The organism is Salinimonas profundi, assembly GCF_014750655.1.
GTDB classification, from domain to species: Bacteria; Pseudomonadota; Gammaproteobacteria; order Enterobacterales; family Alteromonadaceae; genus Alteromonas; species Alteromonas profundi_A.
This window is the reverse complement of sequence record NZ_JABBXD010000010.1, coordinates 102,600-120,681: the sequence shown is the minus strand read 5'-3', so window position 1 is coordinate 120,681 and position 18,082 is coordinate 102,600. Positions and strand designations below refer to the sequence as shown.

General features: G+C 40.3%; 11 protein-coding genes. 1 reads left to right on the top strand and 10 read right to left on the bottom strand.

Annotation, left to right across the window (positions count from 1 at the left end):
• Nucleotides 1-418 precede the first annotated feature (418 nt).
• On the top strand, nucleotides 419-1,183 hold the full coding sequence (locus tag HHX48_RS15395; RefSeq protein WP_191026313.1) for a hypothetical protein: 765 nt from the start codon (nucleotides 419-421) through the stop codon (nucleotides 1,181-1,183).
• A 198-nt stretch (nucleotides 1,184-1,381) separates the two neighbouring features.
• On the opposite strand, the gene rfbB is transcribed toward HHX48_RS15395, so the two are convergent.
• From rfbB to HHX48_RS15345, 10 genes are all read right to left on the bottom strand, one after another.
• Nucleotides 1,382-2,464 (bottom strand): dTDP-glucose 4,6-dehydratase, encoded by a 1,083-nt coding sequence (gene rfbB, locus HHX48_RS15390; protein ID WP_191026312.1) that lies wholly within the window; start codon nucleotides 2,462-2,464, stop codon nucleotides 1,382-1,384.
• Nucleotides 2,464-3,333: a dTDP-4-dehydrorhamnose reductase gene (gene rfbD, locus HHX48_RS15385; protein WP_191026311.1), complete on the bottom strand. Its 870-nt coding sequence runs from the start codon at nucleotides 3,331-3,333 to the stop codon at nucleotides 2,464-2,466. The genes rfbB and rfbD overlap by 1 nt, the downstream gene beginning before the upstream one ends.
• Before the next feature lie 9 nt (nucleotides 3,334-3,342).
• Nucleotides 3,343-3,888, bottom strand: a complete 546-nt coding sequence (gene rfbC, locus HHX48_RS15380; protein WP_191026310.1) for a dTDP-4-dehydrorhamnose 3,5-epimerase — start codon at nucleotides 3,886-3,888, stop codon at nucleotides 3,343-3,345.
• Between the two features lie 26 nt (nucleotides 3,889-3,914).
• Nucleotides 3,915-4,793 (bottom strand): glucose-1-phosphate thymidylyltransferase RfbA, encoded by an 879-nt coding sequence (rfbA, locus tag HHX48_RS15375; RefSeq protein WP_191026309.1) that lies wholly within the window; start codon nucleotides 4,791-4,793, stop codon nucleotides 3,915-3,917.
• 143 nt (nucleotides 4,794-4,936) lie between these two features.
• Nucleotides 4,937-6,640 carry a glycosyltransferase family 2 protein gene (locus HHX48_RS15370; RefSeq protein WP_191026308.1) on the bottom strand — a complete coding sequence of 568 codons (1,704 nt, stop codon included), beginning with the start codon at nucleotides 6,638-6,640 and terminating at the stop codon, nucleotides 4,937-4,939.
• Nucleotides 6,637-7,719, bottom strand: coding sequence for a hypothetical protein (locus HHX48_RS15365; RefSeq protein WP_191026307.1), 1,083 nt, complete (start codon nucleotides 7,717-7,719; stop codon nucleotides 6,637-6,639). Before HHX48_RS15365 ends, HHX48_RS15370 begins: the two co-directional genes overlap by 4 nt.
• Before the next feature lie 67 nt (nucleotides 7,720-7,786).
• Complete coding sequence (glmM, locus tag HHX48_RS15360) at nucleotides 7,787-9,133, bottom strand: phosphoglucosamine mutase (protein WP_191026320.1); 1,347 nt, start codon at nucleotides 9,131-9,133, stop codon at nucleotides 7,787-7,789.
• A 30-nt stretch (nucleotides 9,134-9,163) separates the two neighbouring features.
• Nucleotides 9,164-11,914: a glycosyltransferase gene (locus HHX48_RS15355; protein WP_191026306.1), complete on the bottom strand. Its 2,751-nt coding sequence runs from the start codon at nucleotides 11,912-11,914 to the stop codon at nucleotides 9,164-9,166.
• A 14-nt stretch (nucleotides 11,915-11,928) separates the two neighbouring features.
• Complete coding sequence (locus tag HHX48_RS15350) at nucleotides 11,929-13,059, bottom strand: hypothetical protein (RefSeq protein ID WP_191026305.1); 1,131 nt, start codon at nucleotides 13,057-13,059, stop codon at nucleotides 11,929-11,931.
• On the bottom strand, nucleotides 13,056-18,065 hold the full coding sequence (locus HHX48_RS15345) for a glycosyltransferase family 4 protein (protein ID WP_191026304.1): 5,010 nt from the start codon (nucleotides 18,063-18,065) through the stop codon (nucleotides 13,056-13,058). Before HHX48_RS15345 ends, HHX48_RS15350 begins: the two co-directional genes overlap by 4 nt.
• Nucleotides 18,066-18,082: the final 17 nt, after the last annotated feature.

Here is an 18,082-nt window from a genome sequence, read left to right as displayed (position 1 = left end):
ACGAGTGCCCACACAGATTGTCTTGTTATAAATTGTTAAAGAACATTTTGCTTCGTTTCTCCCCGAAGCGGGACGCGAATTCTACGCGTTTAGTTTTCGTTGTCAACACCTTTTTGAAACTTAATTTCGAAGGCCTTGGAAAACCGCTTTTCATGTCGGCTTGCGCCTGTCTGATAAAGCCCTTCAACTGTCCTGCCTGTTGGCCTGTCCCGTCGAAGTGGTGCGCATTTTAGTGATAAATAACTTTAGGTCAATAGTCATAACTAATAAAATTGTAAAATCGCGTTCAACCGGTTACTTTATAGTCATTCATAGTAAAAACTGACCAATTTGAACTTTTTCGAATATACGTCGTTCTAAATTGTGAATCACCTTATTACAAAAATTTCAGGTTTGAATACCAGGGGAGATCAGGTTTATGCGAAAGATGTACATCGTTGCTTTACTGGCTGTTGCCAGTTGGTCGGTACAGGGAACCGAATTTAGTCAGCCGGAACCGAAGGTCGCAGATCCCTATCAGGTAAAATTCTTAAAACGTCAGGTTGCACAAAACATGTCTGTGGGTACAGCAATACGCTCTATTGCCAGTCACTATCCCCAGGATGTGGTCCCTATCGTTGATATAGCTCTGGATACCTACCCTGATAAATATCGTGAAATTATTTACGCAGCCATTTCAGCCCAGCCCGCCTCCACGCAAGAAATAGTCGAGCTAGCCTTAAATAAAGAAGTAGGCTCCTGCCCTTCTATCGTCAAACTCGCGATAAAAGCTGAACCCAGTTACGTAGACTTTGTTGTTCAGGCAGCAGCGAATGCGACCCCGGATGAATTGGATGAGATTGTCCGTGTGGCCGTACTAACAGAGCCCAATTCAGCAGATTACATTGTGCAAACCTTATCGCGGGAACACCCTAGTAAGCTGGTGCAGATTTTAAGTACTGCGTTAGACGCCGTTCCTTATGTGGGCGAATACATGGTGGATTCGTTGTTGGCTATTTTCCCCGCTCAGGCAGATGAAGTTGTTTCAACAGCGATTAAGGGATCGTCATCTCAGCGTGAACAGGTACTCCGGATTCTGGAATCAGCGCAGGACGCTGGCGTCGCTGATGATAAGATTCGTCAATACGGCATTGATGCCGGATTTTCTGATGAAGAGTTAGCGGGTGTACTAAGCGATAAGTAGTGTTTATTGGATTCTAAGAAAGCTTTCTTGATAAAAAAGACGCTTTGCAGCGGCTTTATTGTGGATCAATCTGAACAAGTATCACGTCAGTCCGCGTTGAAAAAATCTAAGTTTGACGTATTTCTCTATTCAACGTTTCTCAGCGGCAGAATTGTTGAATATATTGAATTACCATCTTAGCGAGAAAATAAAATACTTTTATTTACCGGTTCCCAGTCTCTCTCCCTGATAAGACCCGTCCTGTACTGATTGCCACCATGCTTTGTTGTCAATATACCATTGCACAGTTTTGCGGATCCCCGATTCAAAAGATTCCTTGGGCTTCCATCCCAATTCTTTTTCAATTTTTGATGCATCTATGGCATAACGCATATCATGACCAGGGCGGTCTTCCACATAAGTGATTTGATCTGCGTATGAGGATTTTCCTGGCATAAGCTCATCTAAAATACAGCAAATCGTATTTACGACTTCCAGATTCTGTTTTTCATTGTGCCCGCCGATATTAAATGTTTCACCCACTTTTCCTTTCAGCGCTACCAACACCAGTGCACGAGCGTGGTCTTCAACGTATAGCCAGTCTCTTATCTGATTTCCCTTTCCATAAATCGGGAGCGGCTTTCCGGCAAGTGCATTAAGGACCACCAGTGGAATGAGCTTTTCCGGGAAATGGTAAGGGCCATAATTATTAGAGCAATTAGTAATGACCACCGGCAACTTGTAGGTGCGGTGCCATGATCTTACTAACTGATCAGATGATGCTTTTGATGCTGAATATGGAGAGCTTGGCGCATACGGCGTTTCCTCTGTAAACAATGGCAAGTTTGTATCGTCTTCGAAATCGTCAGGATGGGGCAAGTCCCCATACACCTCATCGGTGGAGATATGGTGAAACTTGAATGCCTGGCGTTTAGTGTCATCTAGCTGAGCGTAATAAGCACGTGCTTGTTCAAGTAAGGTATAAGTGCCAACCACATTGGTCTGGATAAATTCGCCCGGACCGTCAATTGAACGGTCGACATGAGATTCAGCAGCAAGATGCATAATGAGGTCGGGCTGATGCGTGCTTAACACCCGCTTCACTTCTTCTGCATCACAGATATCCACTTTTTCAAACGTATACCTCTCGTTGCTTGAAACAGATGCTAGAGACTCGAGATTTCCAGCGTAGGTCAGCTTATCCAGGTTGATAACAGTATGGTTAGTATCGTTGATAAGATGTCGAATCACTGCTGAACCAATAAAACCAGCGCCCCCGGTAACTAAAATAGTTCTTCTCATTATTGCTTCTCACTTTGAAAAGATGACATCATATCTGCCAATTGCTGACGCCAATGCTGAAGCCCAATCTCCGCAAATGCTTCTCGTGTAGCTACTTTATCAAGAACGCTATAGTGCGGGCGTTTAGCTGGCGTGGGATACTGTGAAGATGGAATAGGGTGAACAGGTATTTTTCTATTTAAAAGACCTGCATTTACGCCTACTTCCTGAATAGCGAGTGCGAAATCATACCAGCTTGCCACCCCTTCGTCTGTCCAATGATAAGTGCCCACTACTCGGTGGCGAGCAGCAAATAAGCAGGCTTCTGCTAATCCTTTGGCCCAGGTAGGCGAACCAATTTGATCGTCGATAACATTCAATGCCGGTTTTTCTGCCATCAGGCGAAGCATGGTTTTTACAAAATTATTGCCAAACTCAGAGTAAACCCAGGCTGTACGGAGCAAGCAGCTGCCGCCGGGCAATGTGGACAATAACGCTTTTTCACCCTCAGCTTTACTTTTGCCATATTCTCCCTGCGGGTCGATCGTATCATCTGACTGATAAGGACTGCCCTTCGTGCCGTTAAATACGTAATCCGTAGAGACATGCACTAAAAAGTAACCCGCCTTCCGACATACTTCAGCGAGATTAGCAACGCCGGAGGCATTTACTCGATAAGCCTCTTCTAGCTCATTTTCTGCTTTATCAACAGCGGTGTAGGCTGAGCTATTAATAACGGCATCCGGCGCATGTTTCGATAAGCTACTTTCTAACTGATCGCGATCACTGATATCGACATCATTTCGCCCTAAAAAAACTGCTTCATCACCTAGTATTGCTTTAAGCTCAGAAGCAAGCTGACCAGACTTCCCAATCACTACAATTTTCATATTTATGCCTCAGAAAGTTGGTGCTTTTTGAAATGACAGACCATCAGTATCTTTTGCTGATAAAGAAGGCGAACCACCATTTACCAGAGGCCATTCAATGCCTAATATCGGATCGTCATACTTCACTGAAACTTCAGATTCGGGATGGTAATAGTCCGTGCATTTATAGACAAATTCGGCTGATTCGCTGGTTACATAAAATCCGTGCGCGAACCCTGCCGGTACCCATAACTGGCGCTGATTCTGCGCCGATAAATAAGCCCCCACCCACTGGCCAAAGGTGCTTGAACTCTTTCGCATATCTACGGCAACGTCATATACTTCACCACTTGTGGCCCGAACTAATTTACCCTGAGTATGTTTCAACTGATAGTGCAGACCGCGCAGTATACCCTGCCGTGATTTTGAATGATTATCCTGTACGAACTCAACGTCAGCACAATGTTCTTTGAACCAATCATTTCGAAAGGTTTCCATGAAGAAACCGCGCTCATCGCCGAAAACTTTAGGTTCGATGATTTTTACATCTGCGATAGATGTCTCAACTACTTGCATGAATAAACTCTTGTTTTAAACTCTAGCTACTTAACGCGGTCGTGAATAACTTTCAGTAAATAGTCGCCGTATCCACTTTTTTTCAGAGGGGCCGCTAATCTTTCAAGTTGCTCTGCATCGATGTAACCCATTCTGTAAGCGACCTCTTCAGGGCAACACACTTTTAGCCCCTGGCGTTTTTCAATTGCGGCGACAAAGTTGGCGGCATCCAGCAAACTATCAAGTGTACCTGTATCCAGCCATGCAGAACCACGCCCCATCAGCTCTACTTTCAGTGAACCGTCTTGAAGATACAGATTGTTTAAATCTGTAATTTCCAATTCTCCACGTGAAGATGGTTTCACTTCCTTGGCAAAATCCACCACGCGGTTATCGTAATAATAAAGGCCGGTTACGGCGTAGCTAGATTTAGGATTTGAAGGTTTTTCTTCAATAGAAATAGCATTCCAGTTATCATCAAAATCCACAACGCCGTAACGCTCAGGGTCATTTACATGATAACCGAATACTGTGGCACCATGTTCCTGCCGGAAAGCGTTTTGCAAGGAAAGGCGCAGATCATGGCCGTAATAAATATTGTCGCCCAGCACCAATGTGCAGCTGTCGCTGCCGATGAACTCTTCACCGATTAAAAATGCCTGAGCAAGTCCATCAGGGCTAGCCTGAACAGCATATTGAATATTAAGTCCGAGGCCTGCCCCGTCACCAATTAGTTCAATGAAACGGGATTGTTCATCTGGCGTGGTGATTATCAAAATATCCCGGATGCCTGACATCATGAGCGTAGTCAGCGGGTAAAAGATCATTGGCTTGTCGTAAACAGGCATGAGCTGTTTACTAACCACTTTAGTCAATGGGTGAAGACGCGTGCCAGAACCGCCCGCTAAGATTATTCCCTTTCTCATTATGCAGAGATCCCCTGTGTAGTGTTAAGCACCTAGACTAACAATATGCAGTAGCTTTGAGCATCTGTTGTTTCGCGCCGCAAAAGTACACCAAGCGCGTCCTTAACGCAAAAATACTATAGGCAGACTTCACAGCAACTTGTTTAATACTCTTCCTTACCTTTGATAGCGAAATTCTCCCGTTTCAGCGTCAGGTTCGGATTGTAAGCCGGATCATGGTCGATATATTTTTTCCATTTAGTGCGAAGATAGGTCAGCTCACGATTGAACCGTGCCGCTTTTTCTTCCGAGATATCTAACCCCCGAGACACAGATTCGTGGTGATAGAGCTCGGCCTCGGCGCAGTAGACATTGCGAACGCCTGTTTCCAGCACTTTCAGACAAAAATCAACGTCATTAAAGGCAACATGCAGATCCTTTTCGTTTAAGCCACCAACTTCTTCATATTTTGACTTTTTAACCAGCAAACAAGCAGCTGTCACTGCACTGTAATTTTGTGTCGCAATCAAGCGATTCATATAACCGGGATGATATCTTGGAAAATATTTGTGTGCATGTCCTGCACCACCGCCATACCCTAAAACTACCCCGGCATGCTGAATTCGGTCGTCTGAGTAGAGCAGCTTTGCACCTACACAGCCGATATCACCACGCATCGCGTGGCCAGCCATGTATTCAAGCCATTGCGGTGAAATAACTTCGATATCATTATTCACCAAACCAACCACTTCGCCATTGGCCTGTTTTACGGCAAAATTATTGATGGCTGAGTAGTTGAAAGGGTGTGGGTATTTCAATAACCGAACTTTAGGATGTCTGTCCAGTTCATCAAAATAAGCCAGGCATTCCGGATCATTAGAGTTGTTATCCACCAAAAGAATTTCGTAGTTTTTGTAAGTGGTCTTTTCCAGAATTGACTCTATGCAAGCTTTAACTAATGAGAGACCATTGAAGGTTGGTATGACTAACGATACTAACGGCGAGGTTGGCAAAGGCCACCTTACCGAGACAACGTCCTTGCCCTTGGCTTCGACGTCGAATTTGTAGGCTTTGAACAGGTGCTCGGTGCGGTGAAAGTAGCTTTTGACCTGTGCTTTTTGCTGCGGCTGTTTAGCAAAAATAGCGCTCAGCGGGATACGATTGAGCAAGAGGGTTGGTGTTCGAAGATATTCGCCAATTAAACCCAGGGCTACATCATTGCACTCAACAAGCGATTCAGCTAATTGAATAGCATGTGGCGCGACCAATAAAGCCCGCTTTACATAACCCGTGGATAAAAGTAACTCGGGACTCCAGTCCGGTAAAAGCTCGTATTTCTCTAACACTCCGGCACTGTTATCTACGTAGCTGTCGAAGTACCAAGCGTCTGACTCGTTTAGGTTTAGTAGGGCGTGAGTAAGAGCCGCGTGGATGACCTCGTTGCCCGCCTGGACAAAAAGCACGGCACGTTGGCCAAGTATTTCTGCCACTTTATTCAAATTCAAAACATCGAGGTTACTTTGCTCACATAAAGTCTCATCAGCCAGCTCACAATAAACGGCATTGCATAGTTTACTTATGCCTTCAATTGACGCCAACGTGGCTGATACATCCCCTTCTCCTAGAATAACAATATTGATATTCTCAGGAAGCTTCGCGCGTTCGAATTTAGTTTGTTGATGAGCGAGATGAACACGGTGTAATTGCCGAGTTTTCTTTTGCGACGGGACTTCATAAGCAATACTGGATTTACGCAGTTTGCTACCATACCACTCGCGAAGATGATGATGACGCCGTAGTTTGTTTTTGGTAGATTCAGGAAGCAGACCATAAGCTCCCTTCACCGACCTAATCAGAAGATCTTTCATATGCTATCCCCTGATGATTTTGACGCGAGTGCTGCCTTACATTTTGCAACTAGTTTTACCCAACCTGGCACTACTTTATTCAAACTAGCGATTCTTTCCGGATTAGTTAGGTTGTCTTGCTGTTTTTGGGCAAGTCTATATGCAGTATAGAGCGCGGTGTAAGTTAGCTTTTTATCTGCCACTATAGTTTTAAGCACAGTTTCGAATTGCGCATTACTCAACTCCTGCGCTTTATAGGGATGATTGGCCTGCGTTTTGCAGAAAGTCAAAAACTCTTTCCCGTGATGAATCTCGTGTTTATCAATAAAACTATTTAACTGCACCACATAACGCTTTTTAGCCGTTTCAAATTCTTTATCATTTAACAAAGAAAATGGCTCACCACTCCCGTAGCCTTGTAACGCAAGGTCTAAGCGAGTCTGTAAACTTGCAGAAGGCAGCTGATTAAACCAGCGCTTTACTTCAATGGCTTCAATTGAGTAAGACGGATTTACCCTGCCAACAGACGTATCTACCTCTGAAGCATCTACACCGATGGCTTCCAGAAAGTCAGGGACCAGACTGCCCTTAACAAAAAGGGACTTATGATAAGGCCGCAAAATGAATCGACCTTCACCTACTACATCAATCTTGCTCGATAGCGTAGTCAATGTGGATTGGGTGTGGCTTGCTGGAGCAAAAAGCGCTGTACGACCATGCCTTTTCACTGCTTGGTTATATGAGGACTGAAGCGTCTCTAGCCCGAAACGAATATAACCAACAAACTCTGCTGCTGGAACGTTTTTGCTTATCAGCTCAATATTTCGAAAAAAGAATTCCGAAGAAAATAGCAAAGTATGGCACTTGTTTTGTTGTGCTTTCTCAATTTCGCGCTGATATAAGTTGGGAGAGAATTCAAAATCCCCCTTGTCACCAGAAAAAACAGACCTCAAATTACCAGAGCTTACGCCATTTTGGTCTAGGCCATGCAGTGGATAATGAACACCCTGTGAAACTAGCCACTTAGTATTGGAAGAAAGCCATTTTTGTATCGCTGATGTTCCGGTTTTAGGAGGACCGAAATGAAAAATTATCCGCATGAAAACTACTATTTATTGACCTGTATTTAACTTTTTCTATGACTAAGACGAGCGATTGTTTCACTGTTTAGTCTAACTGAGATTCGATCACAGCTGCCAAATCTTCTGCTAACCTAGTCGCCGTATTGTTACATGAAGACTCGACCATCACACGGATCAAAGGTTCGGTTCCTGATTTGCGCAAAACCAAACGACCATTACCTGAAAGCGTTTTATTCAGGGACTGAATCGCTTGTGTTACGGCTTCAGTTTCTAATGGATTTGCTCTTGGCGAAGTCCTGATATTGACTAGCGCTTGCGGAAACTTTTCCATGCCTTGCTTAAGAGAGTGCAATGATTCCTTAGTGGAGGCTAGAATAGCTAATACCTGAAGCGCTGCTACAATTGCATCTCCTGTCGCAGCATGATCCAAATGCAATATGTGGCCCGATGTTTCACCACCAATTTTCCACCCATTTTCTTCAAGTGCTTGCATAACATAGCGATCGCCCACCTTTGTTCTCGTAAATGGAATATTTAGCGACTTTAAGGTTTTCTCAAGGCCAAGGTTGGACATCAAGGTTCCAGCAACGCCCCCTTCGTAGCCTTCTTGCTTAGCAGCAAGCGCAAGCAAAAACAAAATTTCATCACCGTCAACTATGTCTCCCACGTTATCAACCATAATAATGCGATCTGCATCACCATCGACCGCTATACCGACATCCGCTGATTGAGCTATTACTTCCTGTTGCAACATACGTAGTGAAGTGGCGCCACACTCTTGATTTATATTGACCCCATTGGGCTTATCGTTAATAGATATTATTTCGGCGCCAAGCTCTGAAAGTACATACGGTGCAACTTTGTAAGCAGCGCCATTGGCACTGTCCACAACAATTTTCATACCTTGAAGACTTAAGTTAGAAGGAAATGTCCCTTTGCAATACTCAATATAACGGCCTGCTGCATCCTCGATTCTTCTTGCTTTGCCTAACTTATCTGAGCTGACACAGTCGATACCATTGCTAAGCGCGTACGCCAGCTTTTCTTCTACCTGCTGTTGTTGTTCATCAGACAGTTTTGTTCCCGCCTGAGAAAAGAATTTAATGCCGTTATCATAGTAAGGATTATGAGAGGCACTAATTACTACTCCGGCATCAGCATGGAATGTTGATGTGAGGTAAGCAACTGCAGGGGTTGGAATAGGTCCCGCCAAGGCTATATTAACGCCGGCGGCAGATAATCCTGATTCTAACGCAGACTCAAGCATGTATCCGCTAGCACGAGTATCTTTTCCGATTAGTACTTCTTTTGTTCCAGATGCGGACAAAATTACTCCTGCAGCCCAACCAAGCTTCATCACAAACTCTGGAGTCATTGGAAGTTGCCCAACTTTCCCTCGAATACCATCCGTACCAAAATATTTACTGCTCATTGATGTTTCCAATTTTTATCTTGTAGCTGTTTAGTCAGAGAAATTAAAATGTGCCTGGTAGGACTTGCTAACAGCGTCTTCTGTGTAATTACGCTTGGCTTTGATAAAACCGCCAATACCCAGTGAGGTAAGTTTTTCTCGATTATTTGCGAGATTAATCAGTGAATCTGCAACTCCCTGAATATCGCCAAAGTCTTCTAGTATACCACAGGTATCATCAATCAATTCAGGCAATGCTCCCCAGCGATAAGCCACGACAGGCCTACCGGAAGCCATCGCCTCTAACACCGTACGTCCGAACGATTCTTTAAAATGTGAAAGGTTTAGGACACAGTGTGCACCATCAATTACCTGCCTGGCATCCTCTGCATAGCCGCAAAAGTTTAGATTCTCTGGCAAGCCCTTCTTACGCCAGCTTTGTACGAAGGAATTTTCAGGACCATGTAGTTCAAAAACAACACGAGAATCTTTTTCATTACAAAGCCGAGCTACTGCAATGATGTCCTCGATGCCTTTTTTGGGCAGATTGCTACTTAACACCACAACCTTAAACTGATTACTTTCGGGAAGCTTTTTATACGCTAACGTATTCGAACGAACAAAATTAGGTATAACCGAAATGTCTTGCTTGTAGGGTAACCAACTGGCAACAATCTGAGAGTTAGCGAGAAAAGAGCAAGTTGTGTTACCTAACCAAGTCCTCAAGTCCTCATGGGAGGCGTTAAGAATATTGCAAAGATCGCTATCATACTCAAGAAGCTCCCTTACATGAATCGTCGTAGGCAGTTCCATCTGAGCTGCTGCGATAACAGGCTCACAAAGAACTAATGTATTTATGTATACTTGTGCATCATGGTATCTGGCAAAAATGGATTTGAAAGCCGTAATTGTTTCTTCGACAGGCTCCGTTGTTTTATCCCACCAACCATACGGAGTTACAACGACCGAACACGCCCAGGAAGAAACAGCCTTAATATACTCTTCATTTGCAAACGGCAGCACTACAACCAAGTTGAATCCTAGTTTGTGAAGTATTTCCAAAGAATCTAAAAAGCTTCGTTCTGCGCCGAATAACTCGTTCGTGACCTGATGACCAATTGCGATTATGGTATTTTTATCTTCATACCATTTATTGTTGCCAGGCAAAAAAACCGGTCCCGACTTGTCTTTGATGTTTTCTACATAGTTTTCAACCGCAGTGATATAGTCTGAGCGTTCAAGAAGAGCAAGACCAGAAATAGAACAGTGTGGAGATGGGTCTCGACCTTCATCTAAACCAAATTGAATAAAATGCTTTATAGGATCGACCTTTGCCACACGCAAATCCTGGTATCTCTTGAGATACCAGTCACAGTCAAACGCCGAAGCCGCTTGCAACTTGAGCATTAAGTTGCTTTTACGCGCTGAAGGTGATCCTCTAAAGATGAGAATTGGTACAGGAAATGGCCGCTTATCAGGATCTTCTTCCATATACAGCTTTTTTGCGGTTGCATGCCAATTAATAGCTGCATCATGATAGTCTTTTCTTACACCGCGAAATTGAGTTCGTAGATGGGTTGCTTTAGTTTGGCTTAATGATGCGTCGTCTGCTCGGCCGAAGGAAAGTGGGACACCAGGCTTTACTTCAACGATGCTTTTATCACCAAACACTTTTCTAATGCGATGGTAGTATTCAGTATCAGCATTGACTGATACAAGATCCCAATAGCCTAGCTTTTTGAACACTTTTCGCCGAAACATCAGAGATGATACATTTCGATAAATCCAGCCTTCTTCCATGCGCCAGCGTTGAAATGTCATATCAGGAGTTGTGCGAACCCAATGAGAGACTGAAGCCACCAGTTTTGGATTCCACTTTAATGCATCAACTTGAAGTCGAATCTTTTGCGGATGCGACCAGTCATCCGCATCGTGAGTCATAATCAAACTTCCTTTTGCAATATTCAACGCCTTGTTACGAGCTGCATATGCACCCCGGTTCTTCGGTAGCGATAAAAGCTTTACACGGCTATCTTTTCTACTAAATTCACTAATTATCTCTTTCGAATTATCCGTCGAACAGTCATCAGACACGATAATCTCAATACGTTGATATGACTGATTTAAGAGACTGCGAAGTGCGGTAGCTATTGTTTTTTCAGCGTTGTAGCAGGGGATAATGATCGTAACCAACGGGTCTAACAACCTGTTTTCGGTAACCACAAGGGAACTAATACTCTCAAGGAAGGGAGCTTTATCACTACAAAGCGGTGATAAATCATAAATTTCAAAAAGTCGATTTATACACTCGAGTTTCTTATTACCATTAAGCAACATCGATTCAGCGAGGAGTCTTTCGCTAGAGTTTATCCAACAAGGAGAGTATATTATTTTTCTTGCAAATTCATAATCCGCGACATTGAAGCAACAAGAAAATGCTAAAAGATGAATTGAGTTTACATTGACCAAGCTATACAGCTCATAATCGTAAAAAAAACCTTTAAGAAAATTATAAGCGTACGACCACTGCCCAAAACTCGCGTACCATCTACACAGAGCCCAATTGGAGTATGAACATTCGATGCCTAACTCGGAATTTGATGCATTATAAGTGAGCTTACTCAAGTATGTTTTTTGAAAATCAGATGCCCACAGTTTTTGCTCTAAATCAAACGAATCTAGAGCAAATGGAAGTCGCCCCTCAGCTCTACCAAAACGCATGTAATGATGGAATGCATTAATATTATTTCTTTGAACATCTGGATTAGTAGATAAATACCAATCTTTATCAAACTTTAACATCACTAGTTATCGTCTTAAGAATTCTTTTCGATCCTAAAAGAATTTGTCTTAATTACAAAATCTTTGAAAGGCAGTGAAATAGTAAAAACTCCGTGCTTACTCGGAGTGAGATTAATGGCGTCTTTTTTCCTAAAGACCCAGTCAAACTTCAATGGTAAGTCAGAAAGAGGTGACTCCTTCTCTTCTCCATATAATACTAAAAGAGAAGACATATAATTAAATGATCTCAAGTCATCATCATGCAAAGATGATAGATTATTTAGATCGATTACCTTTATGAAGTTTCTATAATCTGAAAAGTCGTCAAGGACTCTGTTAGGAAAGTACGTTGAAATTACAACTTCTTTGGATTTGTATAGTAAGTTTTTTATTAGGCCCTTATGAGGTGTATTTCCCGGGAAATGTGAAGTGTGGAACTTACCAGTATGTTTCTCACAATGTCTTATTTCAAAAATTTGATCAGGATAAAAATTCTTAAAAAAAGAAATAAGAGGAGCATGGTGTTTGTCATATGTCATCTCATCAAAGACGTTAGATGACAAAACCAATCTCTTTGGAGGGCCGAATTCTTTTATCCATTGAAATATGTCTGGATAAAAAATCTCATCATTTTGCTGTTTGATTATATTTGCAGTATTAGGAAAATTCCACCAACTCTCTAGGAAAAATTCTGCGTTACCGATTAGTGCAACTGAGTCGAAATAACAGCTATATTTCAAGGCGGCTAAGCCTCCCGCACTTGTCCCAAACATAATTGAGTCACCAGAATTATAATCTACAACAAAGCGGATAACATCTGTTAGCACTTTCTCAGTATTGATATTTTTCGTAGGCTGAAAAAAAGTAGAATCAAAGGGTATTTTACTTTTATTAAAATCCCTATAACGAGCTAGAGTATAATCGCTAACACAAAGAATATTCGCATTATCTATGTTCCAATTATGCCCGCGAAAAACAGGTAGATCGATACTCGGAGAAACCGCGGCATGAAAAGAAACTAAGGTGTTTAAGCTTCTACTTCTATGAAGATAGTAAAAATCAAAGTTTTTATATCGAAAGTGAAAGCTACGCTGACCCGAGCTGACTAGCGAAGCGAATTCAGAGCTTGAAGATAGATTTTTAAAAACATAACCGTAAGTATTCATTTAGAATCCTTTGAATACACAACTTCACGAAATGCGTTTCGCATCTTGTCAAAAAGGAAATTTTCTTTAGCTAAATAGATAGAATTGAAACTCAATTCATCAAGTGAAACTTCGCCGAACTCAAATTTATGCAAAGTCGAACTAAAAGTCTCGATATAAGACTCCTTATTCTCTTTCATTATTTCAGCTAACCTGTTATATGGCTTTTCTTCGTAAAGATTTTCGAGGTATAACCCTTTAAGGTCAATTAGGAAACCATTGATGCCATCCTTTACGAGCGTAGAAACTGCCCCGACATTCGTGCTGATTACAGGTACGCCATTCGCATTAGCTTCAAGAAAAGTGTACGGTAAACCTTCAGTTGCAGTTGTATAAATTAAAGCATCAATGCTTGAAAACAACTCCATTCTTTCTGTTGCAGAGAACTCCTTATCGTGCAAATAGATAATTTTCTTTCCTGCTTTCTTATTGCAAAGGTCAATAACCTTATCTAAACCTTTATGAGCGAGAGGCCCGCAGATATGTAACTCATAGTCACTATTATAATTTAAGCTATACTCACAGAAGGCTTCGCATAGAAAATCAACACATTTTAGTCTCGCAATTCGACCAAAAAAAGCGATTTTTTTGGTTCTTTCAGTTTTTGGTAAACTGGTGGAGAAATCGAAATCATCCAAAGATGGTGTAATATGATAAAAATCACGAGAAAAATCTGTATGACAATTAAATTTCAACTTGTCTATTATTTTTCTATTAATTGTAATCAACTTGTTGACTTTACTCAGAAAACGAGAGATCGCTACCGTGAAAGGATGTATATCTGAATGTAGTATTGGAAATACCCTGCAGCCAGCGACATCTAGCTTCGACAATATATTTTCTAAGCGAGCCTCATCAACTGGATAAGAATTCAAAAATACGGTATCAAATCTATACAAATCAAGTTTATCGAAATTAGCCAAGCTTTCTATTTTTATAGATCTTGACCCATAACCAAATTGTGTATAGTCAGAACGACTAACCTCATCATCGATAAGAATTGTTATCTTACAAGTTGGAAGCGATTTAACTAACTGTCTTGTATATTTTTGTACACCACCGACACCGAGATTTTGTGTTACGATTAAAACATGTTTTTCACAGAGTGCGCTAATTTGCTTTGCATACAAAAAAGAAGATGCTTCTTTGGAAATATATGTCTTTCTCCAGCGAAGATAGGATCTTACATCAAGCAAAAAATCTTCATCAAAACATTTTTCAATTAAACTTTTAAAGCTTGAGACAATACTAATTTTAGAAACAGATACCTTAGAATCAAATTTATAAAATAGCGGATAGTCTTCTCCCAATTGCTCCTCATAAGCAGGCGTCTTAGCTGCAATTAGTGGAATCTCGTGCTCTATCGCATCAATATTTTTGTTAGATCCGCTATATAGCTGGGCAGTTGAATTCCAAGTATTAACCATAATATCAAGCTGAGAAAGTGACGAGAACTTTTTATCCTTTGAAAAATTGGATATTATAATCCAATCTTCCTTTGGTAATTCAATGAGAACATTAATTGTATATATAACTAGCGTAATATTTTTTTGTGGGTAAATTTTGCGCAATTCGCTAACTGCTTCAATTAGTAAGTTCGGGTTTGTTCCTTCGTAAATTGTACCTATTACACCAATAACAAATTCGGAATTAAGTGATTTTCTAAACTCGAGGGATTCGTCGTATACAATTCCATTATTTGCATTTTGCACACTAGACTGATAACGAATGAAACCAGCTCTTGGTATCATGTTACAATTTCTATAACCTAAGGTGCCATCGTCGTCGAAGTCTTTAAGTTTCAGTTGTCCTGCAAAATTGTAAGAAGATTCAGTTTGAAATCCTACTACATAACGTTCCCAAATAGACTTTACGTAGTTGTGACTAAATACCTTAGGTTCAGGTAGCTCATGTTTGAAAAACTGAATGTATTTTTCTTCATCGCTACTTCTGAAAAAACATATATCGTAAACTTTATCAGGTATATATACGTTCTTTAAAAATTTCGAGCGTTTAAATTTTGAAGAAGGTGTAGAGTTGAATCTATCTACAAAGGCCTGTTCATCAAACAATCCGTCTTCAAAAAGATCATTGACGTATATATTATTATAATAAACATCGTTATCTTCAATCATTACAGCCATTTCATTAATTGTATTGATTGATGCGCCACTCCATTTATATGAAACACACCACTTGTCAGCATACAAGTAATAGATCTTCTTTTTTTGTTTCTGTACTAACTTAGAATATTTTGATGTCAGATCTGACCAGGATGTATTATTTTCAACCCATAACCTTGCTCTTTTCAGCATTTCTTCCGGGTATCCGCTTGTATACAAATCAACTATAGCATCTTTCAGGCTTTGCTTATCTCCAGCGCGAAACAACATAGCTCTTTCACCATCAGCAGCTAAGCGCTTCAAAGCGTCACAATCAGATACCAAAAGCGGAACTTGACGTGAGAAACAGTCAAAAGGTTTTAGTGGCTCTACATTATGACACACCGAATAGGGTAGCCTCGGTATCACGAACAAATCTATTTTTTCATACTGTTCGTCAATATTATTTACAAATCCACCAAATTCTACAAAATCATATTTAGATAAATCGAGAACCCATTTTTCTTTAATCGAGTTCTTGCCGAGTAGCAATACTCTAATATTATAGCCTTGAGATACTAAATCGTAGACTGCGTCTAATAAGAAGGTTATTCCTTCGTAATAGGTTATTGCCCCGAAGTAGCCAATCGTTAATAAATCTGCAGTTTTGATCGGCTTGGTTTCTCTTGGTCTTGACTTATCAATTTTAAATCCATTCCCAACCACTGCATAATTTGAGATCGTTCTGCCTAATTTATTTTCAACATAGGCTTTCATTTCTTCGCATATGAAAACAATTTTGTCTGATTGAGTGACTGTTTTTAACTCTTCCCGCAACTCTTGAAGATAATATTTATCGCCAGATATATTGTAATTCTTATTTTTTTCAAGCATTTTAGCTGCATAGGTTTCATGCCATAACCCGCGCATTTCGTAGACAAAGTCGAAAGATAAAGAATCCTTTAATTCCAAAAACGGTCTTGCATTTTCGTGGTTTGAAGCTGCTATTATCGTTGCAGGTTGCAGCCATTCAATAATTCGTCGTAGTAATTTACTTTCTTTTGGGATAAAATTTATATTGTTTCGAATTCCAAATTTCTTAGATTTTAAAGAAACTAGCGGTATAGTTATTTCATTGTCTAAGAAACCTTCCGCAAGGTGAAGAGACCTTTTATGGTAACCAGCTGACAGATTCGAATCATCAGTATTAACGACGTATAAAATTTTGTTTCTAGATACATTCTTTGCCAATGATATAACTGATTCAAATATCCCAAGACCCGAATCGAGTTCATAGGAGTCATCTTCTGGAATCCGACCATTTCTATTATTAGTGATAACAATATCGTAGCTACTATTTTTTATTTGTAAGTTATCAGCTAGCCCAGTATTTAAGATGCCTAAATTTTGAAATCTTTTGATTAATTGAGGATCTTTTACATTAGTTGCAGATATAGAAATACGTAATCTTTTATTTTGTTCAACATCCACCAATGAAAGAAAATAATCTAAGCTTTTACTATTTATGTTTTCGCAGTCTAGCAGAATAGAAAAAATCGCAGTTTGACGTGTAAATTGTAATTCAGGTAGTTTTTGTGCATCTGCGGTTATAGTTTTTGAGGTTGTCTTCTTTATATAAGAATTCAAAACATCTATTGCTTCATTTATATTAGATGTAGTTAATAACTTCTTTCTTTTAATAGACTTTTGGTTTTTAAAAGCACTTTTGATTGTATTTTTTAAATCAAGTACATCACCAGACTTAAATAGTGTTATCGAATCAAAGTCAGATGCATACTCTGCTAGTGGAGGAATATCGGCTGCTACTACATTTTTATTATAAGAAAGTGCTTCTACTATTTTCAACGGAGGCACGATGTTACAAACTCGTTCATTCCTCCTCGGTATTACGATCAAATCTATAGCAGCGTAATAGGCCGGAACTTCACAATGGCCAACTCGGCCAACTTCTTCAAGCCAGGAGAATTTCGTTTTTGTAGTTTCAGCTTTATTTTTATAGGCTTTAGAGCTACCAACTATAAGTAATTTTACTTCATACCCTTCATCATTCAATAATTGGCAGGCATCAATGAGGTCGGATATACCCTCGTATTCGTTAGTACTACCAATAAAACCAATGGTGAATTGGTCTGATTTTACTTTTCTCTTTTTTAGCTCAACTGGAGGTAATTTATTGACACTGTTTGGTAACAGTTTTATATTATTTGACTCGACGCCACGTTGCTCCAAATATGACTTCATTTGATTATTTAAGGTAAGAACTTTGTCGGAATTTTTTGCAACATAGGTATCTATTTCTATTTGTTGAAAATATTCCTCTGAATCCATATAACACTGATTTTTACTTAACCGGGTCAGCTCCCAAAATCCTCTAACTTCATTTATGAAAGGTATATCAAGAATTCTTGCAGCTATAAGAGATGGTAGGCCTACCTTATAATCTGAAGCAGCTAAAATAATTTCGGGTCGATAAATTTTAAACATTTTAAGGTAGTATTCTACATTTCTTTCAAGCTCTTCATCTGCTGATGAAAAAACATAGCTTCTATGCTTCTCAGAATGAACATACCTAACTTTGTCAATCGTTTCTTCAATACTTATATCTATTTGTTCATCTAATACCCATGGCCTACCTGGTTTAACAAAACATACTATTTCGAAGCCTGCTTCCTGAAGACCTTTTGCTACTGTTTGTGTTCTTATTGCATAACCATTACTTGCATAAGAAGCGCCATGACTTACGATATAAGCAACACGCTTGTGCACTGGAACTTTAATTTTTTTTGTATCTTCGAGTAACAAACTTTCAGCTTTCTCAAGAAGAGTTGCTTTTTCATTATTCATAGCGTGAAACTTAAATC